The sequence below is a fragment of the Paraclostridium sp. AKS73 genome (assembly GCF_025671395.1).
In the GTDB taxonomy this organism is placed as follows: domain Bacteria; phylum Bacillota; class Clostridia; order Peptostreptococcales; family Peptostreptococcaceae; genus Paraclostridium; species Paraclostridium benzoelyticum.
In genome coordinates, this window is record NZ_JAIXHU010000052.1 from 1 (window position 1) to 17,397 (window position 17,397).

Genomic DNA, 17,397 nt, shown 5'->3' on the forward strand with positions numbered 1-17,397 from the left:
ATATATTTGCTGATATTATTATTTTAAGTATTATAGGCTTATTGACTATTGGATGTATCAGCCTATATGATACGATACATAACTATAAGCTTTATAGTACAATACAGTTTTTTTCTTTATTTAATACAGTGGTGAGCTTTACTATTGCTGTATCATATATTTTTTCTATGTTTTAAATTTCAATTCTTTAGCATAAGTAAAAGGAGATAACAAAAGTTATCTCCTTTTACTTATTTAATTATTTTTTTATTGAAAACTCCTTCTAATCCTGCCTTTTTAACTCTAGTTTCTATTTCCTTTTTATCTATTGTGTAAAATCCTAAGTCTTTCATTCTATTAAAGTAAACACTTCCTGCAAAAGTAAATTTTAATCTATCCGCATGCTCTTCTTTTAATTCTTGATTAGCATAAGATATAAAGTCTCCAATAGCAATACTAGTTGGTAGTTGAAGTAAATACATACCTATAGCATTTCTAGCTGCATTATGCCCAGCTAAAGATCCAGTACATATAGCTTCTGTGTGCCCTACAAAGAATCCACTTTTTTCTCCACCTACAAATAAATTTTCTAGTCCTGTTACTCTCATATAGTTATCTCTTGGAGCAACTGAAAAATATCTTACTGAATTTCCCTTTCCACCTGAGTATGGATCTACTATTATAGCTCCCTCAAATCCTGGAATTTTTCTTAATTTTTCAAGTGGATAATATGGTGCCATTAACTTTGCATGACCTCGGTTGTTAGTATTGCAACTTATAAAGAAGCTAAAGAAAGGTTGTTTCCACCCTATGTTCCTTTATATAAGACTGTAAGATTATATTCTGATGATTTTTTATTTGAAGAATATTTAGAAAGTGATTCTATTGGTGAGTTTATAGTTAAGTTTAAAAAGAATAATAATTTAACTCTGAAAGATATTTCTAATATAACTGGCTTTAGTGTATCTCATATAGCTAATGTAATCTATGGTAAAACAGCTAGTGTTGATTTTATAAATACGCTAAATATCCTAAAATATAGGTAATGTAGAATATTATATTTAACTAAAAATGAGTATATATATTTATATACTCATTTTTAGTTATAAGTATTTATACATATCTAGATAAAAATCCTAAGTCCCCATTATCTAAATCCCCTACAATCATTGCTCTATCTAATAATACATTAAATTCTTCACAACTAGTCTCTGGCAATAATACGCATGAATGACACGCAGCTAAATTCAAGCTATCTCGACCTTGTCCTTCACTCATTATACACACAGGATCTGCAGAACACCACTTTGCTCTACTAACAGCTCTTTTAATTATATTAGGTAAAAAATCAGCTTTTCCCTGTTGTACTAATCCTCCCAAGCTTCCTTCAGCGTCACTATCAGCTGTATACAGTAATATACCGCTCATAATTTTTTCACTACTTGGCTGATTACAATAAATTCTTTCTTTTATCGATGATGTTGCATATCCACATTCAAAACTTAGTTCTCTAATAATCAAATGAGCTAATGTATGCAGTAAAATGAACTTAGGACTAATAATTCTTGTAACCATATTTTTTTCTTCTCTATTTTTTATTATATATATTATTTATTTTGTTTGCTCTTTTTTTATTATATCATTATCTGCCCAATGGTTTATTTTCTCTTGATCAAATTCTATAAATATACCCTCTCCCCTTACTTCTGTAGCTGGATACCAGTTGCTTGTCTTATGTTTAAGGCTTACTACATCTTTATCATCCATAGTATACTTATCAGGTGGATTTAGCCTGCTAAATCCAACTAGTGTAGATATTTCTCTTATTTTTTTAACTAAAACTACTTTACTTAATTCTTCCATATTATAATCTTCTATATTTTGTACTTCTATTTTAAAATCCTCATCATTTTTATCCTCATTACTTTTTGTAATAGCTTCATACTCGTCTTCTCTATATTTATCTATTGTCCCTTTACTCACAGTATCTTTATTATTATTTAACTCTCTTTTAACTATTTCTCTAATATTTTCTATATTATTATTCTGTATTTCTTCAGAAATACATTTTACATAATCTTCTAATTCATCTTCCATAAATTTATCTAGTTGTCCATTTGCTTCTTTTTTAGTTTTATTACTCAGCAATGCATCAAATTCTTTACTATCTAATATTTCTTTTGTTAATTTACTTGTATACGGAGGTATCAATATAGAACTTAATATTTTAGAATAATATACGTTTAGTCCATTTCTTTGAACTGCTCTTGGGTATAATTCACAACTTTCCTCATTATTTATATCTACTCTACCTTTCCAAGGAGATGTACCTTTACAAGAGAAATCTTTACCTGGATCTTGTTTTTCTCTTTTTTTAAATGCATCTTTGGAAAAAGATCCTGCTAATGATTCTTTACATTTACAATTTGTACACTCTACTTTAAATCCCTCAATACCTAATGTTCCAGTGTTCATGCTCATTTTTAATTTTGGATTTTTACATATAGGATTTTTATAATGTACCCACTCTATCCAAGGAAAATCGTGAATATGCCCATTTTCACATACAACTAATATACTGGCAGGTAATAACTTCACATTTTTACACTTAGAACATCTCGGTTTTTTCATTACACTACTTTGTTCTTGTCTATTATTTTTCCTATATTCAACTTCCCACTCTGATAATTTTTTAAATTCTCTGCAAACTGGACAAAAATACCATTCAGGAAATCTTACAAATGGTATTCCATTATAATCATCTGCAATTGGCATCTTAAAAAAATTAACGCCGAGCTCGTCTTGTAATCTTCTATCATATATATTTTCAGAGTTTTTCCCTTCCAAAACTCAGTAGATGCAGTCATTAAACTCTGATCTGTAAAATCTACTATTGCTCCTGGTCCAAATGTACTTATTAACTGCCCAATTCTTATTGAATGCGTAGCTTCTGGAAGTGGTGTATATGTATTATTTTTCATTATTATCTCCTCCGAATGTTAATATTTCTACTTTTGAGTTAGGTGATACATTTCTCATAGATGTCAATGTTGAATATCCACTCCCTGATTCATAAAATCCCTTCATTAAAGATATTGTAGTTGCATCTTTCTCAAATTTTTCTTTATATGGTCTAGAATATCTCATTTTTTTATTATTTTCTTCAGCGTACTTTACCTTATCATCCCAATCATATAAGATTGAATCTAATTCAAATTCTACCTCTTTTAACATTGATTTGTCTGATGTCTCATCTAACTTATTAACCCTGTCTAAAATAAAATCTTTTATATCTTCTATCCCTTCCATATATATATCAAATTGTGATGCATCTTCTTCTAATGATATTTTTAACATATGTCTAACCATACTTATAAGCACTGAATGTAATCCTCTTTGTCTAGCAGGTTCTGAAAATGGTGTAACACTTGTTGGCTCAACATATTTATAAAAAGATTTATGATAATCACAAAATTTTTCATAATGTGATCTATCTCTAGATCTAGATGGATTATATAGCGTAAATACAATACCTGGATTTTTCCTTCCAACTCTACTAGATGCCTGTATATACTCAGCTGTCGATTTTGGTTGCTGAACTATCAACATTAAATTAAGTCTTGATACGTCTAATCCTACTGATATCATATTTGATGCTAAAACAACATCTACAGGATATTTTTTATTTTTAATAGATTCTTTAGAATATTCTATATTCAAATCCTTTAATGTTTTATTTATTTCACTAGATGTTCGTCTACTTGTTAACTCACGAATATTTATTAATTTTCTTGCTTCATTTCTTCTCCCTATTCTTGAAGATACTCTTAGTATATTGTCTTGTATATCGTCAGGTATAAGCGTGACTGATTTTCCAACATCCTTTAATGTGTTAAAATATGAAACTAGTGTCCAGTAATCACTTTTTATAGATTCACTTATATCCATCATCTTTAATTTATTTGTTAAGGTAGATACTAGTCTTACATTTGTAGTTGTAACAGTTTTCCCATTAGGCATAACTCCTACATATAGTCTACCTGGATTTTCTTCATCTTCTCTTATAAAAAAAGAGTCTTCTATATATATACCTGAAGGTGGAAATTGACTTACCTCTCTACAGTATAACTGTTTGCATTGTTCTTCTGCCCTTTTGATAGTAGCCGTTGATGCTATTATTTTTGGTCGTACTCCCTTATATGAGCACATCGCATCTACTGCTGTCTCATATAATCCAACCATAGTTCCTAATGGTCCTGATATAAGATGTAGTTCATCCTGTATTATAAGTTCTGGTGATAAATTATTGTTATCTAATCCAAATAAGTTACCTACTTCTTCTAACTTTGGTATCATTGCAAATTTATCTACTGTGCTAAATAATAATGTAGGTGGCTTTTCATATAAACATTCATCTACAACTTGAACAGGTAGTCCTCTTGAAAATTCACATTTTCTTTCCGTACACCTTATTTCACTAGCCCTTTCAGTAAATCTATACCCCCATCTTGTATTTCTATTTTTAGGATCTTTTTCTAATTTAGTTCCACACCAAGGACACTGTAAAAGTTGAAATTTATTTTCTTTACTTCCATCTTTAGAAAGTTCTTCAAATGCATCTCTTGCTTCGGATTTTGTATTAGGCGTCTGAGTATTTCCAATCCATAATCCAATAGAGATTTCATCATGTCCAAGATTATATTTTTTCTTTTCTTATTTTTCACATGCACAAATCATTATCGAAGCACGTATAAACTGTTGTGCTGTTAATAACCTCAATGTGTATCTCATCAAAATTGTTGTTCCTGAGGATTTATCAGTATATCTTAGTCTTCTTAAAAAATTGTAAATGCTGATAATCCTAGATAGGCTTCGGTTTTTCCTCCGCCAGTAGGTACCCAAATCAAATCTACTATATCTCTATCACTACATTCTGGGTTATATATTGATTCTATACACATAAGTATATATGCTATCTGAAATGGTCTCCATTTTCCTTCTTTTTCTCCGAGGTTTTCATAGTCAAATTCGGGGAAATTTACTTTTTCATCATTGGGCACTCTTTCTTTTACATCAGAGTGTACTCTTTGCATAAGCATAGCTCTATTCATCAATGAAAAAGAAATATATACATCTTGTTTTTTTTCTATTAACTCTACTCCTTTTTTATGCGCTTATAAGCTTTTTCGCACTTTGTTATATGATCATTAGCTCTTTCTCTTAATCTTATATCTATATTTTGTATTTCTAAACTCAGATTATCTATCCATTGCTTATACACATCTACTATTTCATTAAGATTTTTGATCTTTTGATCTTTTGTAATTGAAGATATATCTGATAAATTTTTCATCGATAATATATACTCAGAATCATTCAATTCATCTACCCTAAACTTTAACTTTGGAACTTCCTCTGTAGGTAAAAAATTAGTTTTAATAATCCCTCTATTTGTATTTGAATCTATATCATAATCTACACTTACACCATGCCCAATAGCGTAGTTCTTTTTATTTAAGTATAAAAGTTCCATAGATTTTTCCTCATCATCCATATGACTTATTCCATTTGATATTAATCCATCTCTAGTCTCGATAAATTGTATGCTTGGATTATCCTCACTAGAAACTAAAATCTCAGGTTGGAATATGGCCTTCAAATCTATATTAGAAAAATCAGCTACTAAATTATTTGACATTACTATAGTATAACTTTTTATATTCTCATCATAACTTCTTTTCATTACAGATATATCGATTCCTGTATCTATGTAATTGTTATTTTTATCAATTAATTTTATTGGTTTATTTATAAAGTCTTTTTTACCGTCTACATCTATAGTTATACTTTCTGGTAACTCTATCTCATATCTTATATAGCCTCTTCTTAATTGATTCGCTAAAGTATATAAAATGTTTTTCATTTTTATATCATCTTTTATTTTTTCGTCTTTAGAAAAGTCAGTTACTTCTCTTGCTGTTAATTTCTTGGAAAGCTTTATGAATTCTTCGCTTCTATAAACATATTCTTCTAGCTCTGTCCCAATAAATGTGTCTTCTCCTAGATATTTCACATGACAATCACTTAACTTACATGGTCTATATTTAGCACCTTTTATCCTTACATTTAAATGTTTTGCATCCCCTCTAACGAAGAAAGTAAATCCCATGGCTGATTGCTTCATTTCATTAGTCATGCTTATTTTTTCATCTATAGATAAATCTTTTTCTTTTTTAAAATCAGATATATTTTTTATATTTGATTCATTGAATATATCTTTTTTAACTTACTTATTTCTTCATTTTCTGCAAAATCTTTATAATCTTCTAAAACTATACTGTCAGTATAGTCATTTTCTTCTATGTCTGAATCAACATCTCGATTCTCTTTTATATCTTTAGGAAATAATATACCAGCAGAATATCTTTCTGTCGGCCTATCTGTTATTACTTCTTTAGCTATGTCTCCTCCAATATCTTCAGACCCTGGTCCAATTAACTCCCTTTTTACGCTATCTAAAATTAAGTTTCTTGCTTTTATAAAATCTTCCATAAACTCTACCTCACTGCATATATTATTTATTATTTAATACCCTAATAAAATCCTCACTATCTAATATACAATTTGCTTTGCTACTATTTATCAACTTCATTGTATTCTCTATACTTTTTATTTTACATATATCCATATATTTTTCTAAATTAGATTTTAGCGTAATCATTACCTTATAATCTTCATCCTGTAAATCAATTTTCTCAAATATACTTAGCTTTAATATTAACTTGTCAATATACTCACTTTTAAACTTTCTTCTAGTTTGTCTGATTTTCTCACATGAATTATATACTTCTTCCCAATTATCTACTAGATAACTATCTTTTGTTATACATGCTATAGCTTATAAATATAGCCTCATGAGGACCTATTATCTCATTTTTAAACCATGAACTTATGGTTTGAGGGCTTTTTTCAATTCCATTCATTCTTAATTCAAATGCTATATGTTCATATGTAAATTCATTTCTATTCATATATTCATGCAAAGCTTTCTTCCAATATACTATATTTTCATAATATTTTACATATTCATTGTCACTTTTTATAAATTCAAAGAATAAATTTGTTATTTGAGCATCACTTTTAGTCTTCAGTATTACGATGTTGTCTCCTTCTTCTAAATTTAAAGGCTTTTTTTCTATTAATTTATTATCTTCCAAGCATATAGCTTTATAATGTTTGCTGACAAGCATATATTTTTCATCATTAAACTTTAATATTGTATTAATATATGTTACGTTAGCTGAACAACTTCTATTGTTTTCAGTAAAGTAGTCATATCTTTTTAAAATATCTAAATTATAAAAATCTAAGTCTATTTGTTGCTCTAGTGAAGAGTCAGTTATAGATGTTATAACTGACTCTTCATTTTTATATGATCTATTAAAAATATCTTCTTCATGGTCATTTAAATGTATTAATTCATACTTATTTATTGATTTACTTTTACTAAGTATATTTTTATCTTCTATTTTTAGTAAAATATTATTATATCTTTTTATCTTAAAGTTGTATTTACTAACTTGATTTTTATATAGTAAAAATATTTTTTCTTTGCCTATATTAGTAGATATACACTCAACATATCTTGAATCATAAAATCCTGAATAAATTATTTTATCGTAATTATGTTTATATTTTAGATTTTTTATATATTCAACTTCTACTTTATTAAATTTAATATATATATTATTTTTTAATATTTCATACTGAATTTTATCACTGCAAACAATTAACGATTTTCTGTTAAGCTTCAGGTTAATTAATATATCATTTTTATAGTTGTTTTTATGCAAGTGATTGTTTATTTTAATTAAATTTTGAATTATATTTTCCATTAAACTAAATATGTAGTTATAACTTTTAAAATTACTAATTATAGTATTTAAATTTTCATAATACCTATCAAAAAATTTATGTTCATCATAATATTTAATATTTATCAAAGTATTACTATATATATTAATTAGTTTATAACTTATAGCTATAAACCAGTTTATATCTTTATTTACATCAGATTCTTTCGTTAATATGTCTACATTTTCTAATATATTTTCTATTAATTTATTTAATTTTATATCGTCTGCAATAATAACATTATTTATAGTATCAAAATAAGCATAATTTATGTCTTTTAAGGCATTTGAGCTCCATGCATATATCTCTATATCTTCTAAATCATTAATTAGACTTTCTACTTTTCCTGATTTATTCCAATCCTGTATGAAAATTACTTTTTTAGTTTCAATTGAGTCTATTATCCACTGTAAATCTGAGTGTATAATAGATTTTACAGAATATGAATTTTCTCCTAAAAATACAACAGTTTTTTTATAATAATCATCTTCAATAAGATCAAGTGCTACATCTAGCTTGCATATGCATCTAACTATAGGTTTTTGTCTTATTTTATTCCCTTTAAAATCAACATTCTTTTCTTTATCACTATAGTAGGATATAGGTATTAATTCTGTTAATTTATATACTCTATCTCCGTATACTTTTATCTCTATATTATTTATAAACTCTACAAGTTCCTCTTTATTAGAATGTAGTAAAATTATACTGTCTTCTACTGATTTATCAAAGTAACTTATATGCAAGTCTAATATTTTTGATAATATATATTTCTTATTTCCATATGTACTTTTCTTTGAATCCATGTTATCTAGTTTATTATCTTCACCATTGTACAGTGTTAACTCATGGCTGTTACTAATTTTAAGATTAATTGTTGACTCTTCACTATCTTTTAATTCAATCATTTCTTCATCAAAATATGTATTTGAAATTATACCTGTATATTTATACTTTTTAGATTTATAGTACACTATGTCCCCATAGTTTAGATTATCTATTATACTTGAATCATCATTTCTTAAATTAGTAATCAAAACATTGAATATTATGGTGATTAAATATACAACTTGAATTTCTATATCTTTGTCGTAAATCAGCAAACTATTTTTAGCTTTAGATTGATTTAGTATGTATTCAACTAGATTGCTATTATATATACTAAATTTATCTAATGTTATTTTATTATTGCAGAATAAAATCTCACAATTTTCAATCATATCCTCTATATCAAATTCATATATTTTAGACTTTATCATTATCATACTCCTATCTTATTAATCTTCCTATTAAAGTATATAACATTTCAAGCTTCCATCATATATTTCAAAATATTTTTATCAAACTCTTATTCTAAAATAAATTGTTATACCTTATAATATTCTTATGTATTAAATATAGGGGGAATCATTATATGGAAAAATCTAAAGATAGAAAAGTTTGGTTCGTAACGAGACCTCAAAGAGATGCCCTTTTCATAAGGAAGCCCTAGAAGCTCTTGCTAAAGCTACCGAGGACTTCACAGTTAAATGGCACGGAAACAGAGATGCTCATAAAAATTATGAACAATGTCTAATAGATATTGGATTAAAAAGAGACTCAATAAGCAAGGATGGGTCAGGAGGAAGAACATGGGCTGCTTTATTAAAAACATTTTGCTACTGTTACACTAATTCTGATGGATATTTAATCCCAACTAAAGTAGGATTAGCATTACTAAAAAATGAAAATATAAGAGAAAATATTACAAAGCAAATTTTAACCTTACAAATACCTAATGCTTATTTTCTTGAAAGTGGATTTAGGCCTAAATATAACTCTGACTTTTCAATACTCCCTGCTAGGTTTTTAATAAAACTATGCACAGATAGTGAACTTGACTACTATATTACAAAAGATGAAATTACATTTTTTGTAATGACAGCTAAAAAAGACTCTGAGTTAAATAATATAGTTAATAAAATTAAAATCTTTAGATCTCTATCCGAATTAGATCAAGTGGAGTTAAAATCTTCTATATCTAATGAATACGACCACAGAGAAAGATCTGATAAAGGTGCTCGAGATTATTATAAAGCTCATTCTGATGTGGCTCATACATTTATGTTATTAGCTGAATATACAGGATTAGTTACTTATGAAAGAGGTACAAATTCTAAAATTATTATTCAAAAAGATAAAGTTGAATCAGTTATTGAATTTTTAAATCAATATGATTCTAGATACCCTTTTAATAGTAGATATTTATTTTCTTTAGAGCGTATGGCTGAAACTAACGGTTTAGATATTAATTCTTATAAAGCTACTCGATATGGAAATATAAAACCAGTAACAAATATGAAGAAAAAGCTAATAAAAGCTAAAAATATACTTTCTCAGCATCCTAGTGTATCTTCCTCTTCTTTAGACGAGTTAATTGAGATATTATCATCTGAGTTTTCAATAGAAGATTCTAGATCCATTGCAGAAAGTCTTTGCCAATATAATGCGCTTTCTTCAATTGATGAAGCTTTTATACATGGTGTTCTTAATGAAGAAAATGATAGAGAATTTGAATACAAAATCGGAAAAATTCTTTATGAGTTAGGATTTAAAGTTATAATGCATCCAAGATATAAAAATGAAAGAACTGAAATAGATATTTTAGTTAAATACGGAGATAATTTATGCGGTATTATAGATGCTAAAAATTATAAAAATAAATTTCAACTTAGTTCATCTTTAACCTCACATATGATTTCAGAATATATTCCAAATTACATAAATTATGATAACTGTGACTTACAATTTTTTGGATACGTTACTGCTAACGATATAGGTGGAAAAGCTAATCTTAATAAAATTACGAATAAAGTTGAAAACATTTATAATGAAAATATTCAAGGATTTATGATTAATGCTAAAACATTATTAGGAATATTAGATTATTGTATTGAAAATAATATTGATAAAGAAAAACGTGCAAGTTTAGTTTTAAAACTAGTAAAAATGAAGCTTATACCTCATTTAGTCATGTAGAAAACTTAATAAAAGACAAGTAAGATACTACTTAAAAGTAGTATCTTACTTGTCTTTTTATTTTTTAAGCAATACTTTCTATGCCAGTTCATATATTTTTTATTTTCTAAGTTTAATTCTATTTTTATGTTGTTATTAATTCTCATAATGTCCTTATTTTTAGAATTTAGTAAGTCTGATATCACTATACTACCATCGTTATTGAAAGTTATAAATCCTTTATCAAATAATTTATCATGATTTGGACAAAGTAATAGTCCATTATTTATATCTAATCGCTCTTCATTGTTACTATATTTCCAAGGCTTTATATGACTCGCAATTAATAGGTCTACTATATCTAATCCACATATTTGACATTTTTTATACTTTTCTATTAATCTATTCCTTAACTGAGATTGCCCTACTCTCTGAGTAGTACTTACCTCTATTTCAGTATTTATATCCTCTTTAACAATTTCATTATTGTTTTTTTCGGATCCTTCTAAGTATGTACCATATGGCATTACTATAAATACACCATCTTTTGTTTCCTCTGTTATAATTCCTAAACCTAACACCCTATATATACCTTTATCTACCTTATGTAATATACCTATAGGGAATTCATATTTCAAATTATTTCTAGCTGCTTCAATATCACTTTTCTTTCTATTATCTTTTTCGCCATTAGGAGGTAACATTTTTATGTATTCAAATTCTCCATTATCTTGCCAATATATTTGTCGACCATAATTCTCATTTGATTCTGTCGCTAGATAAGATAATATATATTTTTTCCCTTTAGGCTTATAAAACCCTCTTATAAGGTCATGTAATATATGTTCTTTATCCACAAATTTGTCTGGAGGTAATTTTTTACCATTTCTACCCTTTATAGACTCCAAACCATATAATACTTCTCCTTTTAAACTGTTTATTTTTCTTAATACCCCTAAATGCTCATTATCCATAATATCTGCCCCCTTTTTTATATAATAAAAGACGCCTATTTGACGTCTCTCATATTTTCAATATTCCATCTTGGTTCTACATAATCATATTCAACATCTGCAAATGTTTTTAATATAGCTTCTATAATTATAGATACTCCTAATGGAGGGACTGCCATCCCTATTTGTTTTCTTACTTCTTCTTTTTTACCTTCAAACTTATACCAGTCTGGGAATGACTGTAATCTTGCTCTTTCCCTATTAGTTAGCGCTCTAGGTTCGTCATAATGATACATATGAGTTCCACCACCACCACTTCCAGTAACAGTATATGCCGGTAAATCAGGATGAACTCGCTTATATATATTGCTAAGTTTAGCTCCCTTGACTTTAAGTCTTAAATCTTCTGGTATACCTTCATACCAAGCATTCTCCCCTGGAGGTATAGCCTCTAGCCTTGCAATCGTACTTGAAGGATGTTTTGTTTTTTCATTGTTTAGCAAGCATTCAGTTACACAGCCTTCATTATAACAACCTTGTTCAAAAGCCCATTTTGCTGTTTTGTAATTTTTCTTTTCTTTTGTAGTAGGTGCAGGAACTTTAAATTGTTTATTTAAATCTTTCCTTATACCTACAATTATAACTCTGTGTCTAGATTGAGGTACTCCATATTCTTGAAACTTATATAAATGAGGTACTATATTATACCCTCCAAATTTTTCCTTACCTGCATTTGATAAATCTTCTAATATCTTTTTAAAAGCTTGTCCGTCATTTGCACTTTGGATACCACCTACATTTTCAGCTAAAAACCACTTTGGATTGTGAGTTTCCAAAACTTTAACTCCATATGTATATAATGGTCCATATTTTCCTTCAAATCCTTTTTGTTCTCCAACTATACTAAAATCATTACATGGAAATCCAAAAGTAAATGCATCTATAGGAGGTAACTTATCTATGTCTATCTCTCTAACATCTTTGCAGATTATGCTTTTTCCTTGTGTCAATTCTTCTTCTACCTCTGTAATTATAGATGAGTTAGAGTTGCATATATTTGTAGCAAAGGTATTGCAAGATGCCATATCTATATCATTCGCCCATGCATGTTCTATTTTATATTCCTCTCCGTCGACAATTATGTTAGCATTTTTAGCTCCTAGAGCTAATCCACCTGGTCCACAAAACAGTTCACCTTTTCTAAAAATCACTTATATCACCTCCAAAATTTTATAACTTTATAATTATATCAAATTTTTTTAAATAAAAATAGATAATCACTAAAAATAAACTTCTAATCTTATTTAGTGTATGCTTTTCGTAATTTTTTTATAGAATATGATTACTTTTATACGCTTATACTTCTCTGCTTTTTAACTATTGTCTATTTTCAACAATATCCTTGATATTATTAACAGTCTAAAAATAAATATATCCAAATATTTAGAACTCATGTTTATATTTGGAATTTCTCAATCCAAACTGCTCCAAGTGTTCAACTTCCATTTCAAACACTTTCTCTAAAAATCCTTATCTATCAAATACCTTAAATCATTTTGATTCCTCCATTTAATGTCCTTACACTTATCTTTCCCTATATCGGTCTAAATATGTAATATACAGTGAAAAATATATATAAATTTCATACATAAAAAACACCATATAGGGGAAACTAACTATATACAAAATAGAACTATGGAGGTACAAAATGAGAGTAGAAAAATAAACAAAGAAGCTTGCGTTATAATAACAAAAAGAGAACAAGCAAAGGAACTATATTCAGAAATTGATAAATCATTAAAAATAATAAGAAAAGAAGGAACTTTAGTAACGAGGGTTTTAGAAGATACCAAACATCCAGAAGGAAAGGTTAAATACATAATAAATGGTATGAGTGAAGTAAAAGTTAAAAATATACTATCAAAAACACTACAGGAAAGCATTGAAAAACGAGCTGTACTTGCATAAAACAAAACCCCCAGGACTTAAATATCCTGGGGTATAAAAACTAATATCCTAATGTACAACTTCCCCCTTATAAGCTTAAGGGCGAATACCTGCTAACTCTCATTTAATATATAATTCATTCAAGGCCCACAACTTTTTATCAATTTCCAATTGGTCTTTTGATATGAACGTAAGGGCATAGCGGAGCAATGCTTTTATGCCCTTACGTGGACTTTCAATTTTAAATCTACTCTCAAATAAACAAAGGCAAGTATACTCACATTTTTTATCTTGCGTATACTTGCCCTTATATTTTTATATAATCTAAGAATCCTGTCTATAAGATATGATTCTATAATTTATCAATTTCTAATTTTATTTACATTAACTTACTTAGCTTATTAAGCCACCATTCTCTATCTGATCCCATATATCCATTAGGAGTAACTATCATATAACTTTCATTAACTTCTAATACTTTAGGAATGCCTGTATATACTATCTCTATATAAAGTTTGAATGGTCTAGCTTTTCGATTTAACGTATTCTCTAACTCTTCAACATACTCACAAAATCTTTCGCCTCCTATATATTCATATAGTGATAATGCAGTTTTGCCTCCAGCCTGCATATTCCACCATTCAATAAAGTTAGGATATGCATTTTTACAATACTCTCTTAACTCAACATATTCAAGTTCTTTGAAATTGCTTATATCATAAATTTCTTCTATAAAATTATACATTGTATCTTTACCTATATTTACAGCTTGATTACTAACAATATCATTGAACCAATTACGCCATTGAGTTTTCAACTTGGAATGGTCACATTCCTTGTAATTATGAACAACTATATTAGCTGGCCAACGCACATTATCTTCATCAAAAACTTCATCATCTATTAAGTTATACATACAACCTGTAAACACAGCAAAATTTAATAGATCTTCATTAAAAGTTATAATTGACCATGATTCACTATTTTCTAAATACATACTATAAAATCTCCTATATATAAAATTAAGCAAAACTATATATATTTACATTTTAATTAGTTATACATAGCCTGCATATAAACACTATTAAAATTAATAATAGTACTTTTTAATCTTATCGTGTAATAATTTCTTATTTATATACTACTTCAAATTCCTCAAATACAACTAACATATCCTCTGTAAACTCCATATTTAATGCTTCTAGTTCTCTTTTAAAGAAATCTAAGTGTACGTCTCTCCAGTATCTTAAAGATTTGTCTCCCTCTCCTTCTATATTTGCAAGTCTTTCATCTACATCTGTAAATGGTAATACAAAAACCTCTTTTGTTCTTATAACACATTTTGCAGTACCATTCCAATCTGTAACAACACTATATTCATCTTTTTTAGGTATTGGTTCATTGTCTACCTTATACAAATCATAAAGTGATGTAGTTCCTTTTTTTACTCCATCTAATACCAAATCTGCTAGCTTATTAGCACTTTTTTCATTATCACAAAAATGCCATGAATCATAAACTTTATTACTACTCTTACTACACTCTCCTATGGAGTTTAGATAGCTCTCCCACATATCTTTTACTGATTTATCTTCATTCTTCATATTTTAACCCCTTATTATTTTTTATTTTTATATTGGTGTATATTTCATATCCATGTAATCCCTAATAAATGTAACTTAATGTATTTAATTCCATATTTATAGAATTTATCCAATATTGTTTAGCTGTACTTTTTACATTAATTTATAAGCTATTTAAATAACCTGAAATAAATGCTGCTTGTAGTTCACTAACTTCTTTCTTAAAATGTACATGATCTTGATATATTTGATCCCCTAATGATTTTGTGAAATCATGTAATCCTATTATAGAGATTTCTTTTTCTATCATTACTTCTCTTGCTATTTCATTATATCTTTCTACATCTTTACAATATCTTAAAAAACCTTCTCTTCTTGAATTATGGATTTCATCAATAATAGGTGTTGAATCAATCCAAATTACTTTATTGGATATATTGCTTCCAATATCAATTATTTTATTTAAATTTAGTCTGTAGTTATCTTCACTTATATTTATTTTATGAGTATTTCTATCAACCCTAATATCATGCATTCCACAATTAATTATTAAAATATCATGCCTTTTTTCATTTAACTGTTCTTCTATTACATAATCTAATACCATTTTGCTATCGCCTGCATTTGCACCTATTGGTTTATTTAAATCATTTAAAGCTTCTTTTAAACCTCTTTTTCTATCATAACTAAACTTACTAGATATCATCTTTTTTAAATATGAACCATAGTGAATTGAGATACTATCGCCTATAACAAATACATCCCTAAGCATTGTTTTCATTTTATGAGATTCCCCCGAAAGCTATTATTTTAATATATATTTATTTAATTATTATAAATGTTATTCTTTTAATAAATCTATAAACTCAATTGTTTTCAATAAAAGGATAGTGTGCTGAATTATATATTGTTTTAACTTTTGAATATTATTTAATGAACCTCTCCTACTATATTTCTAACTTGAGCTTCACTTATATCATATTTTCTAGCTAACACTCTATAATCTCCATTAAACTTTTCTCTAATAACTCTATTTCTAATTGGTCTAGTCAAAGAAGCCTCTTTAGGTATATACAAAGAACTCCCTCCTAGTAATTCAACTAACTTCTTAAAAGCATCTATTCCTATATATTCAGCAATATCCTTATGTGTTTTTGGTATATCCTCTAAAGCCAATTCTTCTAACATTAAATACACCTCCATAAATCTAAACTTATATTTAACCCTATACATATATTATACAGTTCTTTATATATAACCTTTATACTCATATCAGGTTTATTTTAAATCTCGGATAGTTTAACAAAAGAACAAGGCAAGTATGCGTTCTTTGCATTCTTGCCTTGTTCCTTACTTTTTATATAATAAAAAGATATCATGTCTGTAAGAGATGATATCTAACATTACTATTTAATCTCACCGTTTAAGTAAGCTTCTCTACACTTATCAAATGCACTTTTTCTACCTGGCTTTTTTCTTACATTAGGAGCTTCTTCATTATTTTCTGGAATAAATCCAAATTCTCTTACTAAAGCTTCTTCTCTAACTATCCAAGTTTTGCCTAACTTCTTAACATCTTCCCCATCAACAAATCTACTTCCAACATTATGTCTTAATGTAGATTGATCTATATTATACATACTAGCTATATCTGCAAATGTATATAAACCTTCAAATGAACTCATACTATCACTCCTTATTATTTCTTATATAAGGATTATTAACTCTTATCGTGATTTATATACCTTTCTTCATTCTAAATTCTTCAAATACTTTATTTTCATACTTAAAACTTCCTATGCTAATCTTACCTGAATAATAACTTTTAGGAGGTACATATATGAAATGGTATTTAGATTTTGGTCATGGAGGTAAAGACTCTGGAGCTGTTGGCTCTAATGGTAAAAAAGAAAGTGATATGGTTCTAAAAATAGGTATGATAGTTAAATCTATTCTTGAAGAAGCTTTTGAAAAAGTAGTTACTACTCGTGAAGAAGATAAGTTTTATTCTTTATCTTATCGTA

21 protein-coding genes are annotated in these 17,397 nt (G+C 27.6%); 4 read left to right on the plus strand and 17 right to left on the minus strand.

What is annotated here, in order from left to right:
• Window positions 1-230: 230 nt before the first annotated feature.
• Window positions 231-719, minus strand: coding sequence for an FAD-dependent oxidoreductase (locus LEQ07_RS18170; protein WP_332843332.1), 489 nt, complete (start codon window positions 717-719; stop codon window positions 231-233).
• 9 nt (window positions 720-728) lie between these two features.
• Here LEQ07_RS18170 and LEQ07_RS18175 point away from each other — a divergent pair, with 9 nt between their 5' ends.
• Entirely contained in the window at window positions 729-1,025 is a 297-nt protein-coding gene (locus tag LEQ07_RS18175) for a hypothetical protein (protein WP_263331738.1), read from the plus strand.
• Between the two features lie 67 nt (window positions 1,026-1,092).
• Here LEQ07_RS18175 and LEQ07_RS18180 read toward each other — a convergent pair whose 3' ends face one another.
• From LEQ07_RS18180 to LEQ07_RS18220, 9 genes are all read right to left on the minus strand, one after another.
• Window positions 1,093-1,554: a DUF1998 domain-containing protein gene (locus LEQ07_RS18180; RefSeq protein ID WP_263331739.1), complete on the minus strand. Its 462-nt coding sequence runs from the start codon at window positions 1,552-1,554 to the stop codon at window positions 1,093-1,095.
• Window positions 1,555-1,590: 36 nt separating this feature from the next.
• Window positions 1,591-2,754, minus strand: coding sequence for a hypothetical protein (locus tag LEQ07_RS18185; RefSeq protein WP_263331740.1), 1,164 nt, complete (start codon window positions 2,752-2,754; stop codon window positions 1,591-1,593).
• The gene (locus LEQ07_RS18190) at window positions 2,715-2,960 is read right to left on the minus strand and encodes a hypothetical protein (protein ID WP_263331741.1); all 246 of its coding nucleotides are present in this window, start codon (window positions 2,958-2,960) and stop codon (window positions 2,715-2,717) included. Before LEQ07_RS18190 ends, LEQ07_RS18185 begins: the two co-directional genes overlap by 40 nt.
• Window positions 2,950-4,335, minus strand: a complete 1,386-nt coding sequence (locus LEQ07_RS18195; protein WP_263331742.1) for a helicase-related protein — start codon at window positions 4,333-4,335, stop codon at window positions 2,950-2,952. The genes LEQ07_RS18190 and LEQ07_RS18195 overlap by 11 nt, the downstream gene beginning before the upstream one ends.
• A gap of 479 nt (window positions 4,336-4,814) precedes the next feature.
• Window positions 4,815-5,072: a hypothetical protein gene (locus LEQ07_RS18200; RefSeq protein WP_263331743.1), complete on the minus strand. Its 258-nt coding sequence runs from the start codon at window positions 5,070-5,072 to the stop codon at window positions 4,815-4,817.
• A 62-nt stretch (window positions 5,073-5,134) separates the two neighbouring features.
• Entirely contained in the window at window positions 5,135-6,175 is a 1,041-nt protein-coding gene (locus LEQ07_RS18205) for a hypothetical protein (protein WP_263331744.1), read from the minus strand.
• A 56-nt stretch (window positions 6,176-6,231) separates the two neighbouring features.
• A complete protein-coding gene (locus LEQ07_RS18210) occupies window positions 6,232-6,531 on the minus strand; it encodes a hypothetical protein (protein ID WP_263331745.1) in 300 nt (99 codons plus the stop codon).
• 22 nt (window positions 6,532-6,553) lie between these two features.
• Window positions 6,554-6,700 carry a hypothetical protein gene (locus LEQ07_RS18215; protein WP_263331746.1) on the minus strand — a complete coding sequence of 49 codons (147 nt, stop codon included), beginning with the start codon at window positions 6,698-6,700 and terminating at the stop codon, window positions 6,554-6,556.
• Window positions 6,701-6,851: 151 nt separating this feature from the next.
• Window positions 6,852-9,152 (minus strand): DrmE family protein, encoded by a 2,301-nt coding sequence (locus LEQ07_RS18220; RefSeq protein WP_263331747.1) that lies wholly within the window; start codon window positions 9,150-9,152, stop codon window positions 6,852-6,854.
• A 181-nt stretch (window positions 9,153-9,333) separates the two neighbouring features.
• Here LEQ07_RS18220 and LEQ07_RS18225 point away from each other — a divergent pair, with 181 nt between their 5' ends.
• The gene (locus LEQ07_RS18225; RefSeq protein ID WP_263331748.1) at window positions 9,334-10,911 is read left to right on the plus strand and encodes an AlwI family type II restriction endonuclease; all 1,578 of its coding nucleotides are present in this window, start codon (window positions 9,334-9,336) and stop codon (window positions 10,909-10,911) included.
• A 5-nt stretch (window positions 10,912-10,916) separates the two neighbouring features.
• Here LEQ07_RS18225 and LEQ07_RS18230 read toward each other — a convergent pair whose 3' ends face one another.
• Complete coding sequence (locus LEQ07_RS18230) at window positions 10,917-11,864, minus strand: HNH endonuclease (protein ID WP_263331749.1); 948 nt, start codon at window positions 11,862-11,864, stop codon at window positions 10,917-10,919.
• Window positions 11,865-11,899: 35 nt separating this feature from the next.
• Window positions 11,900-13,054: a DNA cytosine methyltransferase gene (locus LEQ07_RS18235; protein ID WP_263331750.1), complete on the minus strand. Its 1,155-nt coding sequence runs from the start codon at window positions 13,052-13,054 to the stop codon at window positions 11,900-11,902.
• 484 nt (window positions 13,055-13,538) lie between these two features.
• Here LEQ07_RS18235 and LEQ07_RS18240 point away from each other — a divergent pair, with 484 nt between their 5' ends.
• A complete protein-coding gene (locus LEQ07_RS18240) occupies window positions 13,539-13,811 on the plus strand; it encodes a hypothetical protein (RefSeq protein WP_263331751.1) in 273 nt (90 codons plus the stop codon).
• Between the two features lie 358 nt (window positions 13,812-14,169).
• Here the strand turns inward: LEQ07_RS18240 and LEQ07_RS18245 are convergent, their stop codons facing one another.
• The 5 genes from LEQ07_RS18245 to LEQ07_RS18265 form a co-directional block, all read right to left on the minus strand.
• A complete protein-coding gene (locus LEQ07_RS18245; protein ID WP_263331752.1) occupies window positions 14,170-14,787 on the minus strand; it encodes a hypothetical protein in 618 nt (205 codons plus the stop codon).
• Window positions 14,788-14,920: 133 nt separating this feature from the next.
• Window positions 14,921-15,394, minus strand: a complete 474-nt coding sequence (locus tag LEQ07_RS18250) for an ASCH domain-containing protein (protein WP_263331753.1) — start codon at window positions 15,392-15,394, stop codon at window positions 14,921-14,923.
• A 142-nt stretch (window positions 15,395-15,536) separates the two neighbouring features.
• Window positions 15,537-16,154, minus strand: a complete 618-nt coding sequence (locus LEQ07_RS18255; protein ID WP_263331754.1) for an SGNH/GDSL hydrolase family protein — start codon at window positions 16,152-16,154, stop codon at window positions 15,537-15,539.
• A 149-nt stretch (window positions 16,155-16,303) separates the two neighbouring features.
• A complete protein-coding gene (locus LEQ07_RS18260) occupies window positions 16,304-16,561 on the minus strand; it encodes a Mor transcription activator family protein (RefSeq protein WP_263331755.1) in 258 nt (85 codons plus the stop codon).
• 218 nt (window positions 16,562-16,779) lie between these two features.
• The gene (locus LEQ07_RS18265) at window positions 16,780-17,058 is read right to left on the minus strand and encodes a hypothetical protein (protein ID WP_263331756.1); all 279 of its coding nucleotides are present in this window, start codon (window positions 17,056-17,058) and stop codon (window positions 16,780-16,782) included.
• A 155-nt stretch (window positions 17,059-17,213) separates the two neighbouring features.
• On the opposite strand from LEQ07_RS18265, the gene LEQ07_RS18270 reads away from it, so the two are divergent.
• Window positions 17,214-17,397 (plus strand): N-acetylmuramoyl-L-alanine amidase (locus LEQ07_RS18270; RefSeq protein ID WP_263331757.1); only part of this gene is annotated, 184 nt, incomplete at its 3' end.